This window comes from Priestia sp. YIM B13551 (assembly GCF_042787905.1).
Lineage (GTDB): Bacteria > Bacillota > Bacilli > Bacillales > Bacillaceae_H > Priestia.
Genome location: NZ_JBHZOX010000001.1, coordinates 1,425,001 through 1,441,572, shown reverse-complemented (window position 1 = coordinate 1,441,572; position 16,572 = coordinate 1,425,001). Strand labels below are relative to the sequence as shown.

The window sequence follows — 16,572 nt, the reverse complement described above, 5'->3', positions numbered from 1 at the left end:
TAGACGGATAGATAAAACAGTCAAGCTTTTGAAAGCTTGACTGTTTTGTTTTATTAAAGTTCTGCTTTTGTTTGAGATGACATTCTGCTTGCTTTTGGTACAGCTGAGCGTGTTTTTATTTCTTTAAAGCTCACAAACATTTTGTTTTCTTCATCCCATAGACGGAATCGAAGAGAGCGAAGACTTGTTGCGAGTGTAATGGTTGGTACATTTTGAAGAGGCTGTGTGTGTTGATGAACAGCTTCAAGCTTATAGTTGGGCACTCTTGGGCTTAAATGATGTACATGGTGAAACCCAATATTGCCTGTTAGCCATTGCAATAGTTTTGGAAGCTTGTAAAATGAACTTCCTTCAACGGCTGCTTTTACATAATCCCAGTGCTCATCTTCTTCAAAATAAGAGTCTTCAAACTGGTGCTGTACATAAAACAGCCAAATTCCAATTGAACCTGAAATGAAGAAAATCGGTCCTTGAATTAATAGGAACGCCTGCCAACCTACCAACCAGCAGGTCGCTGCCGCTAATGCAACGATCAATACATTTGTAAGGTACGTATTCATTCTTTCATTTTTCTTCGCATTTTTTTGATTGAATCGGTTTGTAATCAAAAATACATATATAGGTCCCACGCCGAACATAATGAACGGGTTGCGATAGATACGGTAAGCGATTTTTTTCCAAATAGAAGCTTCTTTATATTCTGTTACGGTTAACACCCAAATGTCACCCGTACCTCTTTTATCTAAGTTGCTGCTTGTTGCATGGTGAATTGCATGGCTATGTCCCCATTGACTGTAAGGGAACATCGTTAAGACACCGGTAATTGTTCCGAGAATTTTATTGTGTTGTCTACTCTTAAAGAAAGAGTAGTGACAACAGTCATGAAAAATAATGAATATTCTTACTAAAAACCCTGCTGCGATAACAGTTAGCGGAAATGCTAAAAAATAAGAAATTGAAAGGCTCTCATAAGCGAGAAACCACAGTGTGAAAAAAGGTAAAAAAGTATTGATCAATTGTCTTATGCTGTCTTTCATTACTGCTTTTTCAAAAGGTGCAACTTGTTTTCGTAAATTCTTTTGTTTTTGTATAGTCATATGAAATTCCTTTCATCACCGTATATTACCCTCAGTATAAAGGGATTTTTCTGACTATTTAAGACATACGTGTCATATAGAAACTATGACACTTGTCATATATACGTAGGGGGAAGCTGTAAAAAATGAAAAAAATCGGTATTTAACAGTCTTCGGTTCTGATAAAATTATACAGTGAAGGCTTATTGTTACGGAGCATTTAAGAAGAAAAAAGGAGTTTGAAATGAATAAAAGAAATAGATGGGTATATCTGCTTCTAGCTATTGTTATCATGGGAGCAGGCCTTTTATCAAGAAAACTTACCGCGTATCTTCCTCACATCGTAAATATATATGCGGGAGATTCGTTATGGGCCTTAATGATTTTTGTCAGTGCGGGTTTTTTGTTTCCTGCATGGAAGACAAAAACGATTGGTATGTTTGCTATAGTGTTTTGTTACTTCATTGAATTTACACAGCTGTATCACGCTCCGTGGATTGATGACATAAGAAAAAATGCGCTAGGAGGGCTCATTCTGGGGTATGGCTTCTTATGGAGAGATATACTAGCCTATTCGATTGGAGTCGCGGCAGGAATGAGCTGGGAGTATTATAGATATCGATTTAAAAGATCCGCCTAGCAAATACGGTTCAACGAATCTTAGAACTCAGCTGAGAATGGAATAAGCCGTAAGGTTATGAAGCAGGATGTATATACATAAAAATAAACTTATGCATAAAAATTTTTTATTTAAAACCAATTATCTATTCGTTGAACGAGAGGAAGAGAGGGGATTATTTGAATTTAATAGCCTGGATGATTATTGCATGTGAAATCGCTTTTTGGATAGTCATCATTTTAGGATTAGCAACAAGGTATATGTTTAAAAAACAAAAGCTCAGTTTTTTTATTTTAGCTCTAACACCTGTTGTTGATTTTTTTCTTCTGATTGTGACGAGTGTAGACCTTTACCGAGGTGCTAAAGCGACCTATGCTCACGCTATTGCAGCCGTGTATATTGGAATTTCGATCGCTTTTGGAAAAAGTATGATTCAATGGGCAGACGAACGTTTTCAATATTATGTGATAAAAAGCGGGGAGAAACCTCGTAGGCGCTATGGAAAAGAATATGCAAAGCATTATTTTAAGTCATGGATACAGCATCTTGTTGCTTACGCTATTGGAGCAGCTCTTTTAGCGGCGATGATGCATATAGTACCAAATGGAAAAACCAACGTGCTGCAAAATGTAGTGGAATTTTGGACAGTTATTGTAGGAATTGATTTTTTATTATCTCTTTCTAATTTCGTTTGGCCTAAAAAAGAAAAAGAGTCCGGTTATACCAACTCATAAAAAGACATCGTTATGCGTGTAAAACAAAAAACCTCCCCGTAGGGAGGTTTTTATTTTACCATCCAGGGTATAGGTATATGAATGATGCTTGTCTGAGGTAGTTCAGTTTAGTTGCTTAAGCGGCTAAACTGCTTTTTGTGCAAATATATGTACATTTTATGTAGCATGCATGATAAGAATTCTGTGTATTCCATATACTACCTCATATGAAAGATAGACAAGTGATACAATACAGTTTGTTTTTAGGAGAGCTTTTATGAAAAAACGCCGGTTGGACTTTATTTTTTTATTTATTATTTTACTTTCCATTTATGCTTTCTTTTTTACCTCTATTGATGTTCATTGGAAGTATGCCTTAGTTGGATTATATGGTGTCATTATTTTCATTTGTATGTATTCACTTATGCTTGAAAATCGAACGCCTGAAAGTACGTTGGTTTGGATGTATGTCCTCTTTTTCTTCCCTGTTGCAGGCTTTTTCTTTTATTTGTATTCAGGACAGCTCTATTTAAAGGGGCATATGTTCAAAAAAAAGCGTATGCATAACCGAGAGATGCTTAGAAAGATGGCAGATAAAGAAACGACGCCTGATCTATCGCCGCTTCAATCTCATCAGCGTTACTTTGCTCAGTATCTTCAATGTGTATCTTTGACCAAGATGAATGTTCATACAAAAACCTACGTCCTTAAGAACGGGCAAGAAACGTTTAATGAAATCAAAAAGCATTTGCAATCAGCAAAACAGTTTATTCATATGGAATACTATATGTTTCACTCAGATTCTCTAGGAAAAGAAATCATTGATATTTTAATAAAAAAAGCAAGCGAAGGTATAGAAGTGCGCTTTACATTCGATACAATGGGAAGCTTTACACTATCGGGTTCAGATATTAAACGAATGAAAAAAGCGAATATTAAAGTGCATCCTTTCTTACCTATTAAGTATGGGTTTTTTAATCAAAAATTTAACTTTCGAAACCACCGTAAAATAGTCGTAATTGACGGGGAAGTAGGTTTTGTAGGGGGATTGAATGTTGGGGATGAGTATCTAGGAAAAAACAAAAAAATTGGTTTTTGGAGAGATACTCATCTGATGCTAAAAGGAGAATCTGTTCAAACCTTGCATTCAATCTTTATGTTCGATTGGGAATACATTTCTGGAGAATGCTTAATTAACAATGAAGCATATACAAAGCCTCATCCTGTCGAAGGCGAAGGCTTTGTGCAAGTGGTGGCGACGGGGCCGGATACGCAGGAAAATATGAGTGATTATTACTATACTATGATTACAAGCGCGACGAAATCAATCTGGATTTCAACCCCTTATTTTGTTCCAAATGAAGCCATAAGAACCGCCCTTCGTATTGCGGCTAGAAAAGGTGTAGAGGTACGAATTATGGTACCAGAAATTAATGATGGCTTTCTGACTCAATATGGAACGAGGTCATATTTTGCTGAACTTCTTCGATGTGGAATTGAAGTATATTCGTATAGAAAAGGGTTTTTGCATCAAAAAATTGTGATTATAGATGGAGATATGGCTTCGGTCGGTACTGCAAATATGGATATGAGAAGTTTTCATCTGAACTTTGAAGTTAATGCATTTTTAATTGAGGGAGAGACGATTCAAACGCTCATCAAAAATTACGAAGAAGATATTGAAGACAGTCATTTGATCAAACCAGTAGCATTTTACAAGCGAAGCTTAGTAGAACGTTCGAAAGAGTCATTTGCGCGCTTATTTTCAGGTGTTTTATAAAATAAAGTTTGTTTTCAAAAAGCAGGAGGAAACGTATGGGTGAATCTCCATTTGTTAAAAAAGATACGTTTGGTCGAAAGTTACATCGCTTAAAAGAACGTACTAAGCCATTTGTCGTGCGTTTTTCACGGTTTGGTCATGTGGCTCAAGGTGTGGTCTATTTTATCATCGGTATATTAGCGATTCAGACAGCTTTCGGATTAAAAGGCGATTTAGTTACTTCTCAAGGAGCCCTACACACAATTGCAAAGCAGCCGTTTGGATTTTTAATTTTAATTGTTTTGGCAGTAGGTTTAAGTGGATATGCGTTTTGGCAAATCATTTCTGCTATTTTTGATCCTCACCACGTTGGGCATGGGGTAAAAGGCGTTTTTACTCGTTTAGGCTATTTAGTTGTAGCCACGTTTTATATTAGTCTTTGTGTGAGTTCGGTAAAAATTTTGCTTCATGCTCACGTTCATACGTCAGGTAAGCATTATCAAACGGTATCGGCCAAGTTGTTATCTTATCCCTTTGGGCAAACCATCATTGCGCTTACAGGTATCGGCGTTATTATCTTTGGGATTGGACAAGTATATTGGGCTCTTTCAGGACGCTTCCTAAAAAAACTAAAGAAAAACGAAATGTCAAAAGAAGAGTGGCGATGGAGCGGGCATATTGGAAAAGTAGGTATTATTGCTCGAAGTATCGTCTTTGGCATTATTGGTTTCTTTCTTATTCGCACGGCTCTTCAAGCGGATCCAGACGAAACGAAAGGGTTAGATGGAGCCCTTGCTGAAGTAGCACAGCGTCCTTTTGGGTCTGTACTGCTGGCTATCGTATCAATCGGGCTTATGGCATACGGAGTATATATGTTTGCAGAATCAAGGTATAAACGAATTGATCCTTAATAAAATTAAAAAGATGAAAAAGCTACTTTTTGGCCTTCTGCTCATATCATATAGCAGATAGATAATGAACAGGAGGAGAGGCAGATGCCATCGGTAGTAGGAGCCGTAAATATCTCGAATGTATTGGTTTCATCTTCAGTGGAGTTTGGTGATTGTCTGGCTATTAAGCCAAAAAGTACAGCTTTTACAACAGTCGGTTCTGGCAGCGGGAACACAGGGAATTTTATGAATATTACAAGCAGTTCCAGTACCGCTAATACAATTGATATGGATATTAAGGATCAAAATGTAGTGGGAAATGCATAAGAAACGAAAGCTTATCGTCATCGGACGGTAAGCTTTTTTATTTGAATTTTACGTATACCCAGACGTTGCTTTACCACAATGTACCTCTAGGATTCTATATTATAGGAGTAGTAAACTAGACAGGTGATGTCAAAAAGTGGGGAGGCGAAATTATAAAATGAAGAAAATATGTATGAGCCTGATCGTTCTCTGTCTTTTAAGTGGAGGATTGGCCCCGATGAGTAAAGGAGCCGCTGCTTCTTCAGTGGGCACTGTCAAAGGTGACAACGTAAACGTATATCGTTCTCCTTCCTTACATTCTTCTGTTATGCAGACAGTGAAAAAAGGAGAAGAATTTCCTGTCATTTCATCTGAAGCTGGAGATTCAGCTCAGGTTACTACTCATACGGTAGTGCCGGGAGATACACTATGGCTACTAGCTAAGCAATACGGTGTAACAGTCAGTGATCTAATAAAACAAAATCAGCTAAAAAAGACAGAGCTGATTCCAGGGCAAACGCTGAAAATACCACCAAAAGGCTTGTTACATAAAGTAGTATCAGGAGATACGCTTTGGAAAGTCTCCGTAAAGTACGGTGTAAAAGCGAATGAATTAACAAAGTTAAATCAGCTATCCTCAACAAATATTAAGCCCGGACAAATGCTTATTATTCCTGATTACTATGTACAAGTACAGCTTTTGGAAGGGGAAAAGGGCTGGATCAAAAAATCTGATTTAGCGCAAAAGAAGCATCAGCCTGTAGTTATGGGTTGGAGCTTTAATGAAAAAACAGCAGGCTATACAGAATCGATGAAGCAAAAGAATTTAGACGTTGTTTCACCTCGTTGGTTTACGCTAACGTCGAATGACAAAGTTGTTTCATCTTCTATAAATGAATCATATGTTCAAACGGCTCATAAAAACGGCAAAAAAGTCTGGCCGCTTATTGGTAACAATTTTGATGATGTACTTACACGTGATGTACTAAGCAACAAAGCAAAGCGGAAAAAGCTTGTATCATCAGTAGAAAGTTCGCTAGTAAAAACAAACAGCGATGGGATCAATGTTGACTTTGAAAACATTAATATCAAAAACAAACAAGATTTTGTTTTATTTATTAAGGAATTAAAAGCAGCGTTAAAACCTCATGGTATGACTATTTCAGTAGACGTAACAAGAGAAAATAATGATCCTTTTTGGTCGGGAAGCTTTGATAGAAAACAGATTGGTCAAGTGGCAGACTATGTCATTATGATGGGATATGAAGAACACTGGGGAGGAAGTCAGGTTCCAGGATCTGTTGCTTCACTGCCTTGGGTGAAAGAAGGCATACAACTTCTTATGAAAGATGTACCTGCACACAAAATCCTTCTGGGAGTTCCTTTTTATACGCGAGAATGGAAAACGGACCTATCGACCAAAAAAGTTGTCACAAAAGACTTAACGATGAAAGAAGCCGAAGCTGTTATCTCTTCTAAAAAGTTAACTAAAAAATGGGATAGCCAAGCCTCACAGTACTATGTAGAATACACGGAAAATGGTACGAAGCATCAAATATGGCTCGAAGACAAAGCATCTATGCAGCGTCGGGTTAAATTAATTAATGACTATCATTTAGGTGGGGCGGCAGCTTGGTATATTGGTTCAGAAACCTCAGATATATGGGAGTTATACACCTTTTAAATAAAAAACACACCTCTTGCTTGATTTAGTGAGGTGTGTTTTTTATTTGCATCATAATGAAGCGTATACATCTATTTACAAACAAGATAAATTTTACAATATTTGTTTTTCTTGAGTTAGTTTATAACTATATTCCAAAATGAGCCTATTTAACCTTTTTTTAGTTGAAAACGCTTAATGACTTTACGATAAAGATAATTTATAGTAAATTCAGTTTCTATACAATAAATTTACTAAATGAACAATTAAGCGATTTAATTATTAACTAAGTGAAAGGAATGAATGTTATGGGAAAAGTATTAGTAATAGGCTTTCCAGGTGAAGGGCATGTGAATCCTTCTTTAGGAATTGTAAAAGAGTTGATGGCTCAAGGGGAAAAGGTCGTCTATTACGGCATTGAAGACTATGCTGAAAAAATTCGGAAATCAGGCGCGGAATTTCGTGAATACGAAGATTTTCGTCCAAGTCTTGATATGAGCAACCGGATGACAAACGAAGAGTCTTATGACCGCTATGAAATAATGAATTTGTTTTTAAATGAATCTGAAAATATTATTACTAAAATTATGAGTGAAACGAAACATGAAACATATGATTATGTACTTTATGATTATCACCTTTTAGCAGGTTCCGCTGTGGCCGACCTTCTTCAGCTTCCGAAGGTTTCTCTTTGTACAACATTTGCGTTAAATAAAGAGTTAGCAACTTGTATGATGCCAAGTGGTCAAACAGAACCTGACCAATCTTCCTTTTATCCTCAATTCGAAAAATCATTAAATAAGTTCAACAACCAATATAATACTCAGTTAAAAGATTCCATTGACATTATGTCGAATCCAGGGGATATTACGCTAGTATTTACGTCAGAATTCTTTCAGCCAAACGTATCTGAATTTACGAGTGAGTACAAGTTTATTGGTCCTTCAATTGTTAAACGATTAGACATTGAAGATCCTTCTTACTTACAAAATGAAAATGAAAAAATTATTTTTGTTTCTATGGGAACTATTTTTAATCAGCAGCTAGAAATCTATAACTTATGTGTAGAAGCATTAAAAGATTTTGAGGGTAAAGTTATTTTATCTATTGGTAAAAATACAAAACCTGAAGAATTAGCACACATTCCAGAAAACTTCGTTGTGAAACAATACGTACCGCAGCTAGAAATTTTAAAACGTGCGGATTTATTCATTACTCACGGCGGAATGAACAGCAGCAGTGAAGGTTTATACTACGATACGCCCCTTGTCGTTATTCCAATGGCAGTGGATCAATTTATGGTTGGCGATCGCGTGCAGGAGTTAGGAGCAGGTGTAAAATTAGATAAAAACAATGTATCTGCTGAGCTAATCAAAAATACAGTTAACGACGTTTTAACTACTCACACATATAAACAGCATGCACAACAAATTGGAGAATCACTTCGCTCAGCGGGAGGATACAAGCAAGGAGTGAAAGAAATTTTCAATGTGGTGCCTGTCAAAGCGTAATAGATGTAAGGCAGCTAGATAACTAACAGAGAGGAGTAAATATAATATGCAGACTATAAAAAAAGCAGTTATACCAGCAGCAGGGTTAGGTACTCGTTTTTTACCCGTTACAAAATCTATCCCAAAAGAAATGCTTCCAATTGTAAATAAGCCCGTAATTCAATTTATTGTAGAAGAAGCCTTAAAATCAGGAATCGAAGATATTTTAATTGTTACAGGAAACGGGAAACAAGCAATTGAAAATCATTTTGATCATAATATCCAACTGGAGCACTTGCTTCATCAAAAGGGAAAAACTGAACTATTAGAAGAAATGGAGCATATCTCTGAACTAGCGAATATTCATTACGTTCGTCAAAAAGAAATGAAGGGCCTTGGCCATGCAATTGGCTGTGCTCGACAGTTTATTGGAAACGAACCGTTTGCAGTTTTACTTGGAGATGACTTAACAGACCCAGACCAGCCTTGTTTAAAACAGCTGATTGACCAGTATAACCAAACGGGATCGTCGGTTATCGGCGTACAGCGCGTAGAGGAAGAATCCGTTCACCGTTACGGGATTATAGATCCAAAAGCAAATAAAAACCGGTTATACGAAGTGAATGGTTTTGTAGAAAAACCATCAGTCGAAGAAGCTCCGTCTAATTTAGGAATTATTGGACGCTATGTATTTACACCTGACATTTTTGATTATCTTGAAACGCAGGAAGCTGGAAAAGGCGGGGAAATTCAGCTAACGGATGCTATTCAGCGTATGAATATAGACCGTTCTATTTATGCTTACGAATTCGAGGGCGAACGTTATGATGCAGGAGAAAAATTAGATTTTATTTTTACGACCCTTGCTTTTGCATTAAAGGATGAAGAATTAAAAGCACCTCTTTTAACTAAATTCAAAGAGCTGATCAACAAGGAAGAACAAAAAGAAAAAATTGCTGTACCAATTGGAAAATAACCTTCATTTACACACCTTTCTTCTACTGTTTCTGGAAGAAAGGTGCATTTTTTTGCGGAAATTGAACGTTTGACAGCTGGATAGAAAGGGTTGAAATGAGTTTATGTCGAAAACAGAAAATTCGTTTGTATCAGGCATAAAGATTGTATTTACAGACCGGGATTTTCTAACGATTTTTATTTCATTATTTATTATTGGATTATCTGTTGGCGGCTTTATGCCTTATTTAACGGTTTGGGCAACAAATACATTGCATGCCACTTCTTTTCAAGCAGGATTTTTATTTGTGCCAATGAGCATTATTGGTTTAATCGTATCGTTTTATTTAGCTTCGTTATCAGACAAATGGGGGAAACGAAAGCCATTTATTATTTGGGCGTTACTGATTGGGACCATTTCAAGAGTGCCGTTAGCGTTTACGCATTCTTATACAATAGCACTCATTTTACTTGCTATAGGAGGGTTTAATGCGTTTTCTTTTTTCTTTGCCCTGCTGAATGATTTTATTGTTAAAAAGCAAGAAAGCAAATCGCAGGCAGGTACGATTACTGGTACCGTGCGAATGGCTTTTTCACAAGGCTATATTTTTGGACCTATGCTTGGCGCTTTAATTATTGACCACGGAGGGTATACTCTTTTATTTTTATTATCAGGGTTGTTATCGCTAGCAACTTTAGGGTGGGTTCTTTTTGCGCTTAAAGAAGACAGTATGCCTCAAACTTCAGCTCATGCATCTTCAAAAGCGCCAGCCGGTATACCTTCTGTATTAATAGCTGTATTCGTAGCAGCTCTTTTCATTTTTGCGGGTGATTCCGGGCGTTCTATGTATTTGCCGCTCTACATAACGGATACGTTAAAACAATCCGTTTCGATTGTAGGGATTCTCTTTACCGTTACATCTGTTTTTGAGCTAGTATTTATGCCGTTAGGGGGCTATTTTTCTGATAAGATCGGAGTTAAACGATTCTTTATCATTGGAATTGCTTGCCAAGTGCTTTATTTTATTTTAACGAGTCTTCATTTACCGCTGAGTGGGTTAATTGTGCTTCAAGTATTTTATGCTTTTATTCTGTCCGCTACAATGGGAGTGGGAATGGTGTATGCTCAGTCACTGGCTCCGCGTCAAATTGGACTAGCCACAACGGCATATATGACGGCTATACAAACTTCAGCAGTTGTCAGCAGTTTAGCTATGGGGTCGCTAGTCAGCGTGATTCCGCTGCCTTCTACTTTTTACATTTTAGCTGTTTTCGCGGTTATTTCAGGTGTGATGTTCTTGTTTATGAAGCAAAAATCAGCTGAGGAAATGAGTTGAAAAGTTAAGAAGAAGGTGAAAAAAAAAGTAGTTTCATTAAATTAAAACACGAACTATCTATCAAAAATGGATAAATAGTTCGTGTTTTTTTATAATCATGATGAACGCAGGTGCTTTTAGCTGTTGGTTGAAGGGCAAGGCGAAGACTCCTGCGGAAACAGCGGAACAGATGAGACCCCGCAGGAGCGCAAGCGACGAGGAGGCTCATCGGCCGCCCGCGGAAAGCGAAGCCTTGCACGGAAAGCAACAGCGTTCGAGCAAGCAGTCCAGATCATGTATCCAGATTGTTCGTCTTTGGGTTGGATTCATTTCGGTATGTCCAGCCTCTTTTTTTATGAGGCTGTTTCTTGAATTTGTTCTCTGCGATTTTTATTTAAAATTTTGCGGTAGCGGTAATTAACAAAAGCTGCCGCTGCCATACCTACTACTGAAAGCATCGCATCAAAGATAAAGATAATTGAAATATGCCCAGTTTTAGACATGAGCCCTGTTGCTAAAGGCAATAAAATAGCAGCTAATCCAGCAGCCGTGGCTACAATTCCAGTAACCGTTCCTTTTTTGTTCCAGAAAAGCTCGGTCATAACAGTAATCGCTAATTGAAAGACCCCAGCCGTAGAAAACCCCATGAAAAAAGCAGCTACAATTGCAATAGTAGGTACTTTAACAAACAAAAGCGTAAGTACGGCTATAAGAGTAATCATCGGGTAAACGAGAATAACCGTTACAGGACGAAGCACTTTGCTTAATAATACAGCTAATACTAAAACAGAGATTAAAGCTCCGATGCTGTAGTAGCTTAAAAGGCGAACCGAGCTGCTTTCAGCCATACCTAATACTTGTTGACCATAAGTAGGGAGCCAAATTTGAGCCACTGTAAACAGCGCTGTAGAAGTAAATCCAATCACAATAAGAGCAATTCCTTCTTGTTTCATTTTAGGAGGAGAGATGAATTTATTCTCCGCTGTATTTTGTTGTTGAACTGTACTCTGTTCGCGTTTATGATTGGGAAAAGGCAGTTTGAACATAAAGATCATATTTAGTAAATAAATAAGAGCCGGAAGGAAAAAAGCATACCCATAAAACAAATCACGATCCGCAAAAAAGGCAATCATAAACGGAAGAAGTGCCGCTCCAGCTGAAATAAATGCTTTTACAAGAACACTGGCTGAACCTGAAGATTTAGGAAAAACTTCAATCAAAGCAGGGTACGTTCCAGCGTCCATAGCAGAATTTGCAATACCCGCAATAATGGCAAAGATAAAGGCTGTTGGATAATTTGGCGATAATGGAATGCCAATTAAGAAAATAGCCATCGTCAGAGACGAAACAAGAATCAAAGGCTTTCGTCCGAATTTATCAGACAAGATGCCTGATAGAGAATATGAAAGCAGCTTTCCAATTCCGATAGCAGAAATAATATAGCTGATTCCGGCGCCGTCGGTATTTAATTGTTTTGTCAAAAATGACATATTTGATGCAAGCATGATATTTACCATGCCAAGTAGAAAGTAGTTAATATACATACCTGAAGCTGACAGCATGTACTTATTTTTCATCGTTTACACATCCTTACGTAAATAAAGCTTATATGAAATGGATAAAAGTAATCACCTGTTTCTCCTTTTTTCTCCGTCATTTATAAACCTACTTCCATGATAAGTTTATGAAGACATTACCTTTACCTTTTATCATTGGATTCATTCAGTTCTTTTTAGTATGTGACTAAATGCGTGCATCTAGTGCTTTAAATCAATATGGAATCTATTCTAACATGTTTTTAGCGCTTTAAACCAAAAAAGTGATATCTTATAAAAAAAATCCTGTCTTCTTTCGCGGCTTCACTAAAGAAACCCCACAAAAAATGTTCGCTTTAAAGCCAGGCTATACAAGAAATGCCTCCTAATGGTGGTTATTAAAAAGGGGAAAAGGGTATTTATAAACTAAGGAAAAATAAACAAAGGAAGAAAGGTGGAAACAATGAAGCACAAAGTATTTTTTGATGCGGAATGTCCTTTATGTTACAACGTAAAAAAAATAATTAAAGCGCTGGACTGGACGAACCAAATCCAGTGGATTCCAGTTCAATACATTGAACGAACAGAGTATAGTTATTTAAAAAAAGAAGGAAGGGATTTGTATGACCAAATTCATATGGTAACCAAAAAAGGTGAAGTGCTAGCAGGATTTGAGACGGTTAGACGGCTTTTAACTGTTTTGCCTCTTACATTTCCAATCGGCGTACTTCTGCATTTACCATTGATGAAGAAAGCGTTCAGTCCGCTATACAAATGGGTCTCCACAAACCGATACGACTGGTTTGGACGCTACGATTCGCCGCGAACCACATAAACATATAAAAGGGACGAGCTTTGAAAAAGCTTGTTCCTTTTGTTTTGAAGACATTATACTTTATACATACCTTAATTTTAAAAAAACGTTAATTTAGTGTGACTTAGACGCGTAAATTCTAGAAAAACAGCTATAGCTGAAAGGGAGAACTTATATGATAACAAAATGGACAGCTGAACGAATGCCCGATGTAACGGGAAAAACAGCCCTTATAACGGGAGGAAACAGCGGTATTGGATTTGAAGCTGCAAAGGTTCTAGCTGCGCGCGGAGCAGAAATCATTCTTGCTGTACGTAATGAAGCAAAAGGGAAAGAGGCTGAAAAGAGAATTAAAGCGGCTAACGGGAATGCTAAAGTGACGATTATGTCATTAGATCTCAGTGACTTGAGCTCTATTCGACATTTCACCAATCAATTTCTTCAACAATACTCGTCTTTGAATCTTCTCATTAATAATGCAGGCGTGATGGTGCCGCCTCACAGCAAAACGAAAGATGGATTTGAACTGCAGTTTGGCTGTAATCATTTAGGGCATTTTGCATTGACGGGTTTGCTTCTTCCTTTGCTAATGGAAACTCCACATTCACGAGTCGTAACGGTAAGCAGTATAGCTGCTAATTCTGGAGAAATCTATTTTGATAATCTAGACGGGGAAAAAGGCTACAGTCCAATGAAGTTCTATAGACAAAGTAAACTCGCCAACCTGTTGTTTGCAAAAGAATTGCAAAACCGCTTAGAAGCAGCTGGATCAACGACAATTAGTGCCGCTGTGCATCCAGGCATTTCGAATACTAACCTATTATCACGCGGTTCGGGCAAAGAGCCAAACGCTTTGTTGAAATTTTTAGTCAAGCTATTTAGTCAATCTGCAGAAATGGGCGCGCTGCCTACTCTTTATGTAGCCACTGAATCAATAGAAGGAGGTGCGTATATTGGGCCAGACGGAAAAGATGCTAAAAAAGGATATCCTGTAAAAGATATGATGGGAGATGTTTTATTTAAAGCGGACGTAGCGGAAAAACTATGGAGCGCATCGGAAGAGTTAACAAAAGTGACATATATATTCAAGAAAAGGTAAAAACCAGCGGCTATTGGCCGCTTTTTATCTTTTTTTTGAATTAAAACATTATAACGTTATATTTACTTATTTAATTCTTTATGTTATTCTACATTTGTAAAAGCAGAAAAATAATTAACATTAGTGTAAGCGTCATCATAAGGGGAGTGAACGAAATGGAGAATCGGTTTCTATTACGGAATGTCAAATCGGTCACTGAAAAAGAGTTTGATATTGTTATAGAAAATGGAAAAATCTCTGAGATAGCAAAAGCTGGTGAAGGAAAAGCACCGCTTGTTTATGATTACTCAGGAACCTACATATCAAGCGGATGGATTGATTTACATGTTCATGCATTTCCAGATTTCGAGCCGTATGGAGATGAGATAGACGAGATAGGAGTGAAACAAGGAGTAACAACACTTGTAGATGCAGGTAGCTGCGGTGCTGATCAAATAGCAGATTTAGTTCAAAGCCAATATGCAGCAAAAACTAATTTGTTAGCGTTTTTAAATATTTCGCGTATTGGTCTAAAACGCACAGATGAGCTTTCAAATATGGAGTGGCTAAAAGCGGAAAAAATTTTGGAAGCCATGAAAGCATATAGAAGCATTATTGTAGGTTTAAAAGCCCGTATAAGTAAAAGTGTAGTAGGTAAAAGGGGTATTGAGCCTTTATATTTTGCTCGGAAAATGTCTAGTGAAATTTCACTTCCATTAATGGTTCATATCGGATCTGGCCCTCCTGCTATTGAGGAAGTTGTTTCGATTCTAGAAAAAGGAGACATTATTACTCACTATTTGAATGGAAAAGCTAATAATCTATTTGATAATGAAGGAAAGCCGCTTCCACTCCTAATGGAGGCCATCCAACGAGGTGTTCATTTGGATGTAGGGCATGGAAATGCAAGCTTTTCGTTTCAAGTAGCAGAAGCTGCCAAAAAGCATAATGTTAAATTCGATACAATCAGTACAGATATTTATCGGAAGAACCGACTAAATGGGCCTGTATATAGCTTAGCTCATGTATTATCTAAATTTCTTTATTTAGGATACAGTCTTGAAGAAGTAGTTAATGGTGTTACTGTTAATGCGGCAAAATGGCTTAACAGACCCGAGTTAGGAAGGATACAAGTTGGAGACCGTGCCAATTTAACTCTCTTTACTATAGAAGACGAGCCTGTTCTGTTTATTGATTCCGAAGGAGAGCAGAGAGAAGGTAAGCAAATAATTAAAGCAAAAGGAGTAGTTGTAAATGGAACGTTCATTGAATGCTAAATATGGCTTGAAACGAGTAATTAATGCGAGCGGCCGAATGAGCATCTTAGGAGTATCAGCACCAACTGATACAGTAATGGATGCAATGAAGCAAGGAGGACAAAATTACGTTGAGATTGCTGATTTAGTTGATAAAGCAGGTGACTATATTGCTGACATTCTAGGATCAGAAGCAGCTGTGGTTGTTAACTCAGCTTCAAGTGGAATTGCTCTCTCTATTGCTGCTCTTGTTACACAAGGAAACCGCCGTAAAAGCGAGCGCCTTCATCAAGAAGTCATCTCAAAAAATGAAATTATTATGCTGAAAGGTCATAACGTACAGTACGGGGCCCCAGTTGAAACCATGGTTTATTTAGGTGGCGGAAAGCTTATTGAAGTTGGCTATGCTAATGAGGGTAGAGCAACTCATATTGAAGAAGCGATTTCCGAAAATACAGCTGCTATCCTTTATGTGAAGTCTCATCACACTGTTCAAAAAAATATGATTTCTGTGGAAGAAGCGTGGGAAGTTGCACAGAAGAATAATATTCCATTGATTGTGGATGCCGCGGCAGAAGAAGACCTTCAAAAGTATGTAAAATACTCAGACCTTGCGATTTATAGTGGTTCAAAGGCAATTGAAGGTCCAACGTCTGGAATTGTTGGTGGTAAACGTAACTACATTGAATGGTTGAAAGTTCAATTACATTGCATTGGAAGAAGTATGAAAGTTGGTAAGGAAACAACGTTTGGATTACTTCAAGCTCTTGATGAGTATCGCGAGAAAAAAGATAAAAGTGAACAAGAAAAAGAAAGTTTACAAGCATTGATGTCATTAAAAGATATAGAAGGCGTGAATGTGACAATTGTACAAGATGAAGCAGGTCGAGCTATATTCCGTGCGCGAATTCAAATCAGTCCAGAACGGGCTAATACAACTGCGAAAGAGGTTGTAAAAGAGTTGTGTGAAGGTGAAATTGCTATTTATACACGCGATTATGGGATAAGACAAGGATATTTTGACATCGATCCCAGACCTTTAAAGGGCGACGATATACATGTAATTGAGTCTAGAATACGCGAAATTGTAGGAGGAAAGTGAC

Annotated in this window: 16 protein-coding genes; 14 read left to right on the top strand and 2 right to left on the bottom strand. The window is 37.5% G+C overall.

Annotated elements, in window-relative coordinates; translation table 11 throughout:
• Positions 1-53: 53 nt before the first annotated feature.
• Positions 54-1,097, bottom strand: a complete 1,044-nt coding sequence (desA, locus tag ACFX4N_RS07305) for a Delta(5) desaturase DesA (protein ID WP_013056199.1) — start codon at positions 1,095-1,097, stop codon at positions 54-56.
• A 223-nt stretch (positions 1,098-1,320) separates the two neighbouring features.
• On the opposite strand from desA, the gene ACFX4N_RS07300 reads away from it, so the two are divergent.
• The 10 genes from ACFX4N_RS07300 to ACFX4N_RS07255 all read left to right on the top strand — a co-directional run bounded on the left by ACFX4N_RS07300 (position 1,321) and on the right by ACFX4N_RS07255 (position 11,158).
• Entirely contained in the window at positions 1,321-1,716 is a 396-nt protein-coding gene (locus ACFX4N_RS07300; protein ID WP_057274603.1) for a ribosomal maturation YjgA family protein, read from the top strand.
• A gap of 158 nt (positions 1,717-1,874) precedes the next feature.
• Complete coding sequence (locus tag ACFX4N_RS07295) at positions 1,875-2,429, top strand: hypothetical protein (protein WP_055988968.1); 555 nt, start codon at positions 1,875-1,877, stop codon at positions 2,427-2,429.
• A gap of 256 nt (positions 2,430-2,685) precedes the next feature.
• Positions 2,686-4,188: a cardiolipin synthase gene (gene cls, locus ACFX4N_RS07290; protein WP_063671035.1), complete on the top strand. Its 1,503-nt coding sequence runs from the start codon at positions 2,686-2,688 to the stop codon at positions 4,186-4,188.
• Positions 4,189-4,223: 35 nt separating this feature from the next.
• Positions 4,224-5,078: a DUF1206 domain-containing protein gene (locus tag ACFX4N_RS07285; RefSeq protein ID WP_013056203.1), complete on the top strand. Its 855-nt coding sequence runs from the start codon at positions 4,224-4,226 to the stop codon at positions 5,076-5,078.
• A gap of 84 nt (positions 5,079-5,162) precedes the next feature.
• Positions 5,163-5,384 (top strand): spore germination protein, encoded by a 222-nt coding sequence (locus ACFX4N_RS07280; protein ID WP_013056204.1) that lies wholly within the window; start codon positions 5,163-5,165, stop codon positions 5,382-5,384.
• 217 nt (positions 5,385-5,601) lie between these two features.
• Complete coding sequence (locus ACFX4N_RS07275) at positions 5,602-7,047, top strand: LysM peptidoglycan-binding domain-containing protein (protein WP_377261126.1); 1,446 nt, start codon at positions 5,602-5,604, stop codon at positions 7,045-7,047.
• A 287-nt stretch (positions 7,048-7,334) separates the two neighbouring features.
• A complete protein-coding gene (locus ACFX4N_RS07270; RefSeq protein WP_029324170.1) occupies positions 7,335-8,537 on the top strand; it encodes a macrolide family glycosyltransferase in 1,203 nt (400 codons plus the stop codon).
• A 46-nt stretch (positions 8,538-8,583) separates the two neighbouring features.
• Positions 8,584-9,492, top strand: coding sequence for a UTP--glucose-1-phosphate uridylyltransferase GalU (gene galU / locus ACFX4N_RS07265; protein WP_029324171.1), 909 nt, complete (start codon positions 8,584-8,586; stop codon positions 9,490-9,492).
• A 103-nt stretch (positions 9,493-9,595) separates the two neighbouring features.
• Positions 9,596-10,807 carry an MFS transporter gene (locus tag ACFX4N_RS07260; RefSeq protein ID WP_057274608.1) on the top strand — a complete coding sequence of 404 codons (1,212 nt, stop codon included), beginning with the start codon at positions 9,596-9,598 and terminating at the stop codon, positions 10,805-10,807.
• Between the two features lie 123 nt (positions 10,808-10,930).
• Positions 10,931-11,158 (top strand): hypothetical protein, encoded by a 228-nt coding sequence (locus ACFX4N_RS07255; RefSeq protein ID WP_013056209.1) that lies wholly within the window; start codon positions 10,931-10,933, stop codon positions 11,156-11,158.
• Here ACFX4N_RS07255 and ACFX4N_RS07250 read toward each other — a convergent pair.
• Positions 11,140-12,363 carry an MFS transporter gene (locus ACFX4N_RS07250; protein ID WP_013056210.1) on the bottom strand — a complete coding sequence of 408 codons (1,224 nt, stop codon included), beginning with the start codon at positions 12,361-12,363 and terminating at the stop codon, positions 11,140-11,142. The genes ACFX4N_RS07255 and ACFX4N_RS07250 overlap by 19 nt on opposite strands.
• A gap of 421 nt (positions 12,364-12,784) precedes the next feature.
• On the opposite strand from ACFX4N_RS07250, the gene ACFX4N_RS07245 reads away from it, so the two are divergent.
• From ACFX4N_RS07245 to ACFX4N_RS07230, 4 genes are all read left to right on the top strand, one after another.
• On the top strand, positions 12,785-13,156 hold the full coding sequence (locus ACFX4N_RS07245; RefSeq protein WP_013056211.1) for a thiol-disulfide oxidoreductase DCC family protein: 372 nt from the start codon (positions 12,785-12,787) through the stop codon (positions 13,154-13,156).
• Positions 13,157-13,310: 154 nt separating this feature from the next.
• The gene (locus tag ACFX4N_RS07240) at positions 13,311-14,234 is read left to right on the top strand and encodes an oxidoreductase (protein WP_192100625.1); all 924 of its coding nucleotides are present in this window, start codon (positions 13,311-13,313) and stop codon (positions 14,232-14,234) included.
• A 155-nt stretch (positions 14,235-14,389) separates the two neighbouring features.
• Positions 14,390-15,490 (top strand): amidohydrolase/deacetylase family metallohydrolase, encoded by a 1,101-nt coding sequence (locus ACFX4N_RS07235; protein ID WP_057274610.1) that lies wholly within the window; start codon positions 14,390-14,392, stop codon positions 15,488-15,490.
• On the top strand, positions 15,468-16,571 hold the full coding sequence (locus tag ACFX4N_RS07230; protein WP_013056214.1) for a DgaE family pyridoxal phosphate-dependent ammonia lyase: 1,104 nt from the start codon (positions 15,468-15,470) through the stop codon (positions 16,569-16,571). The genes ACFX4N_RS07235 and ACFX4N_RS07230 overlap by 23 nt, the downstream gene beginning before the upstream one ends.
• Position 16,572: the final 1 nt, after the last annotated feature.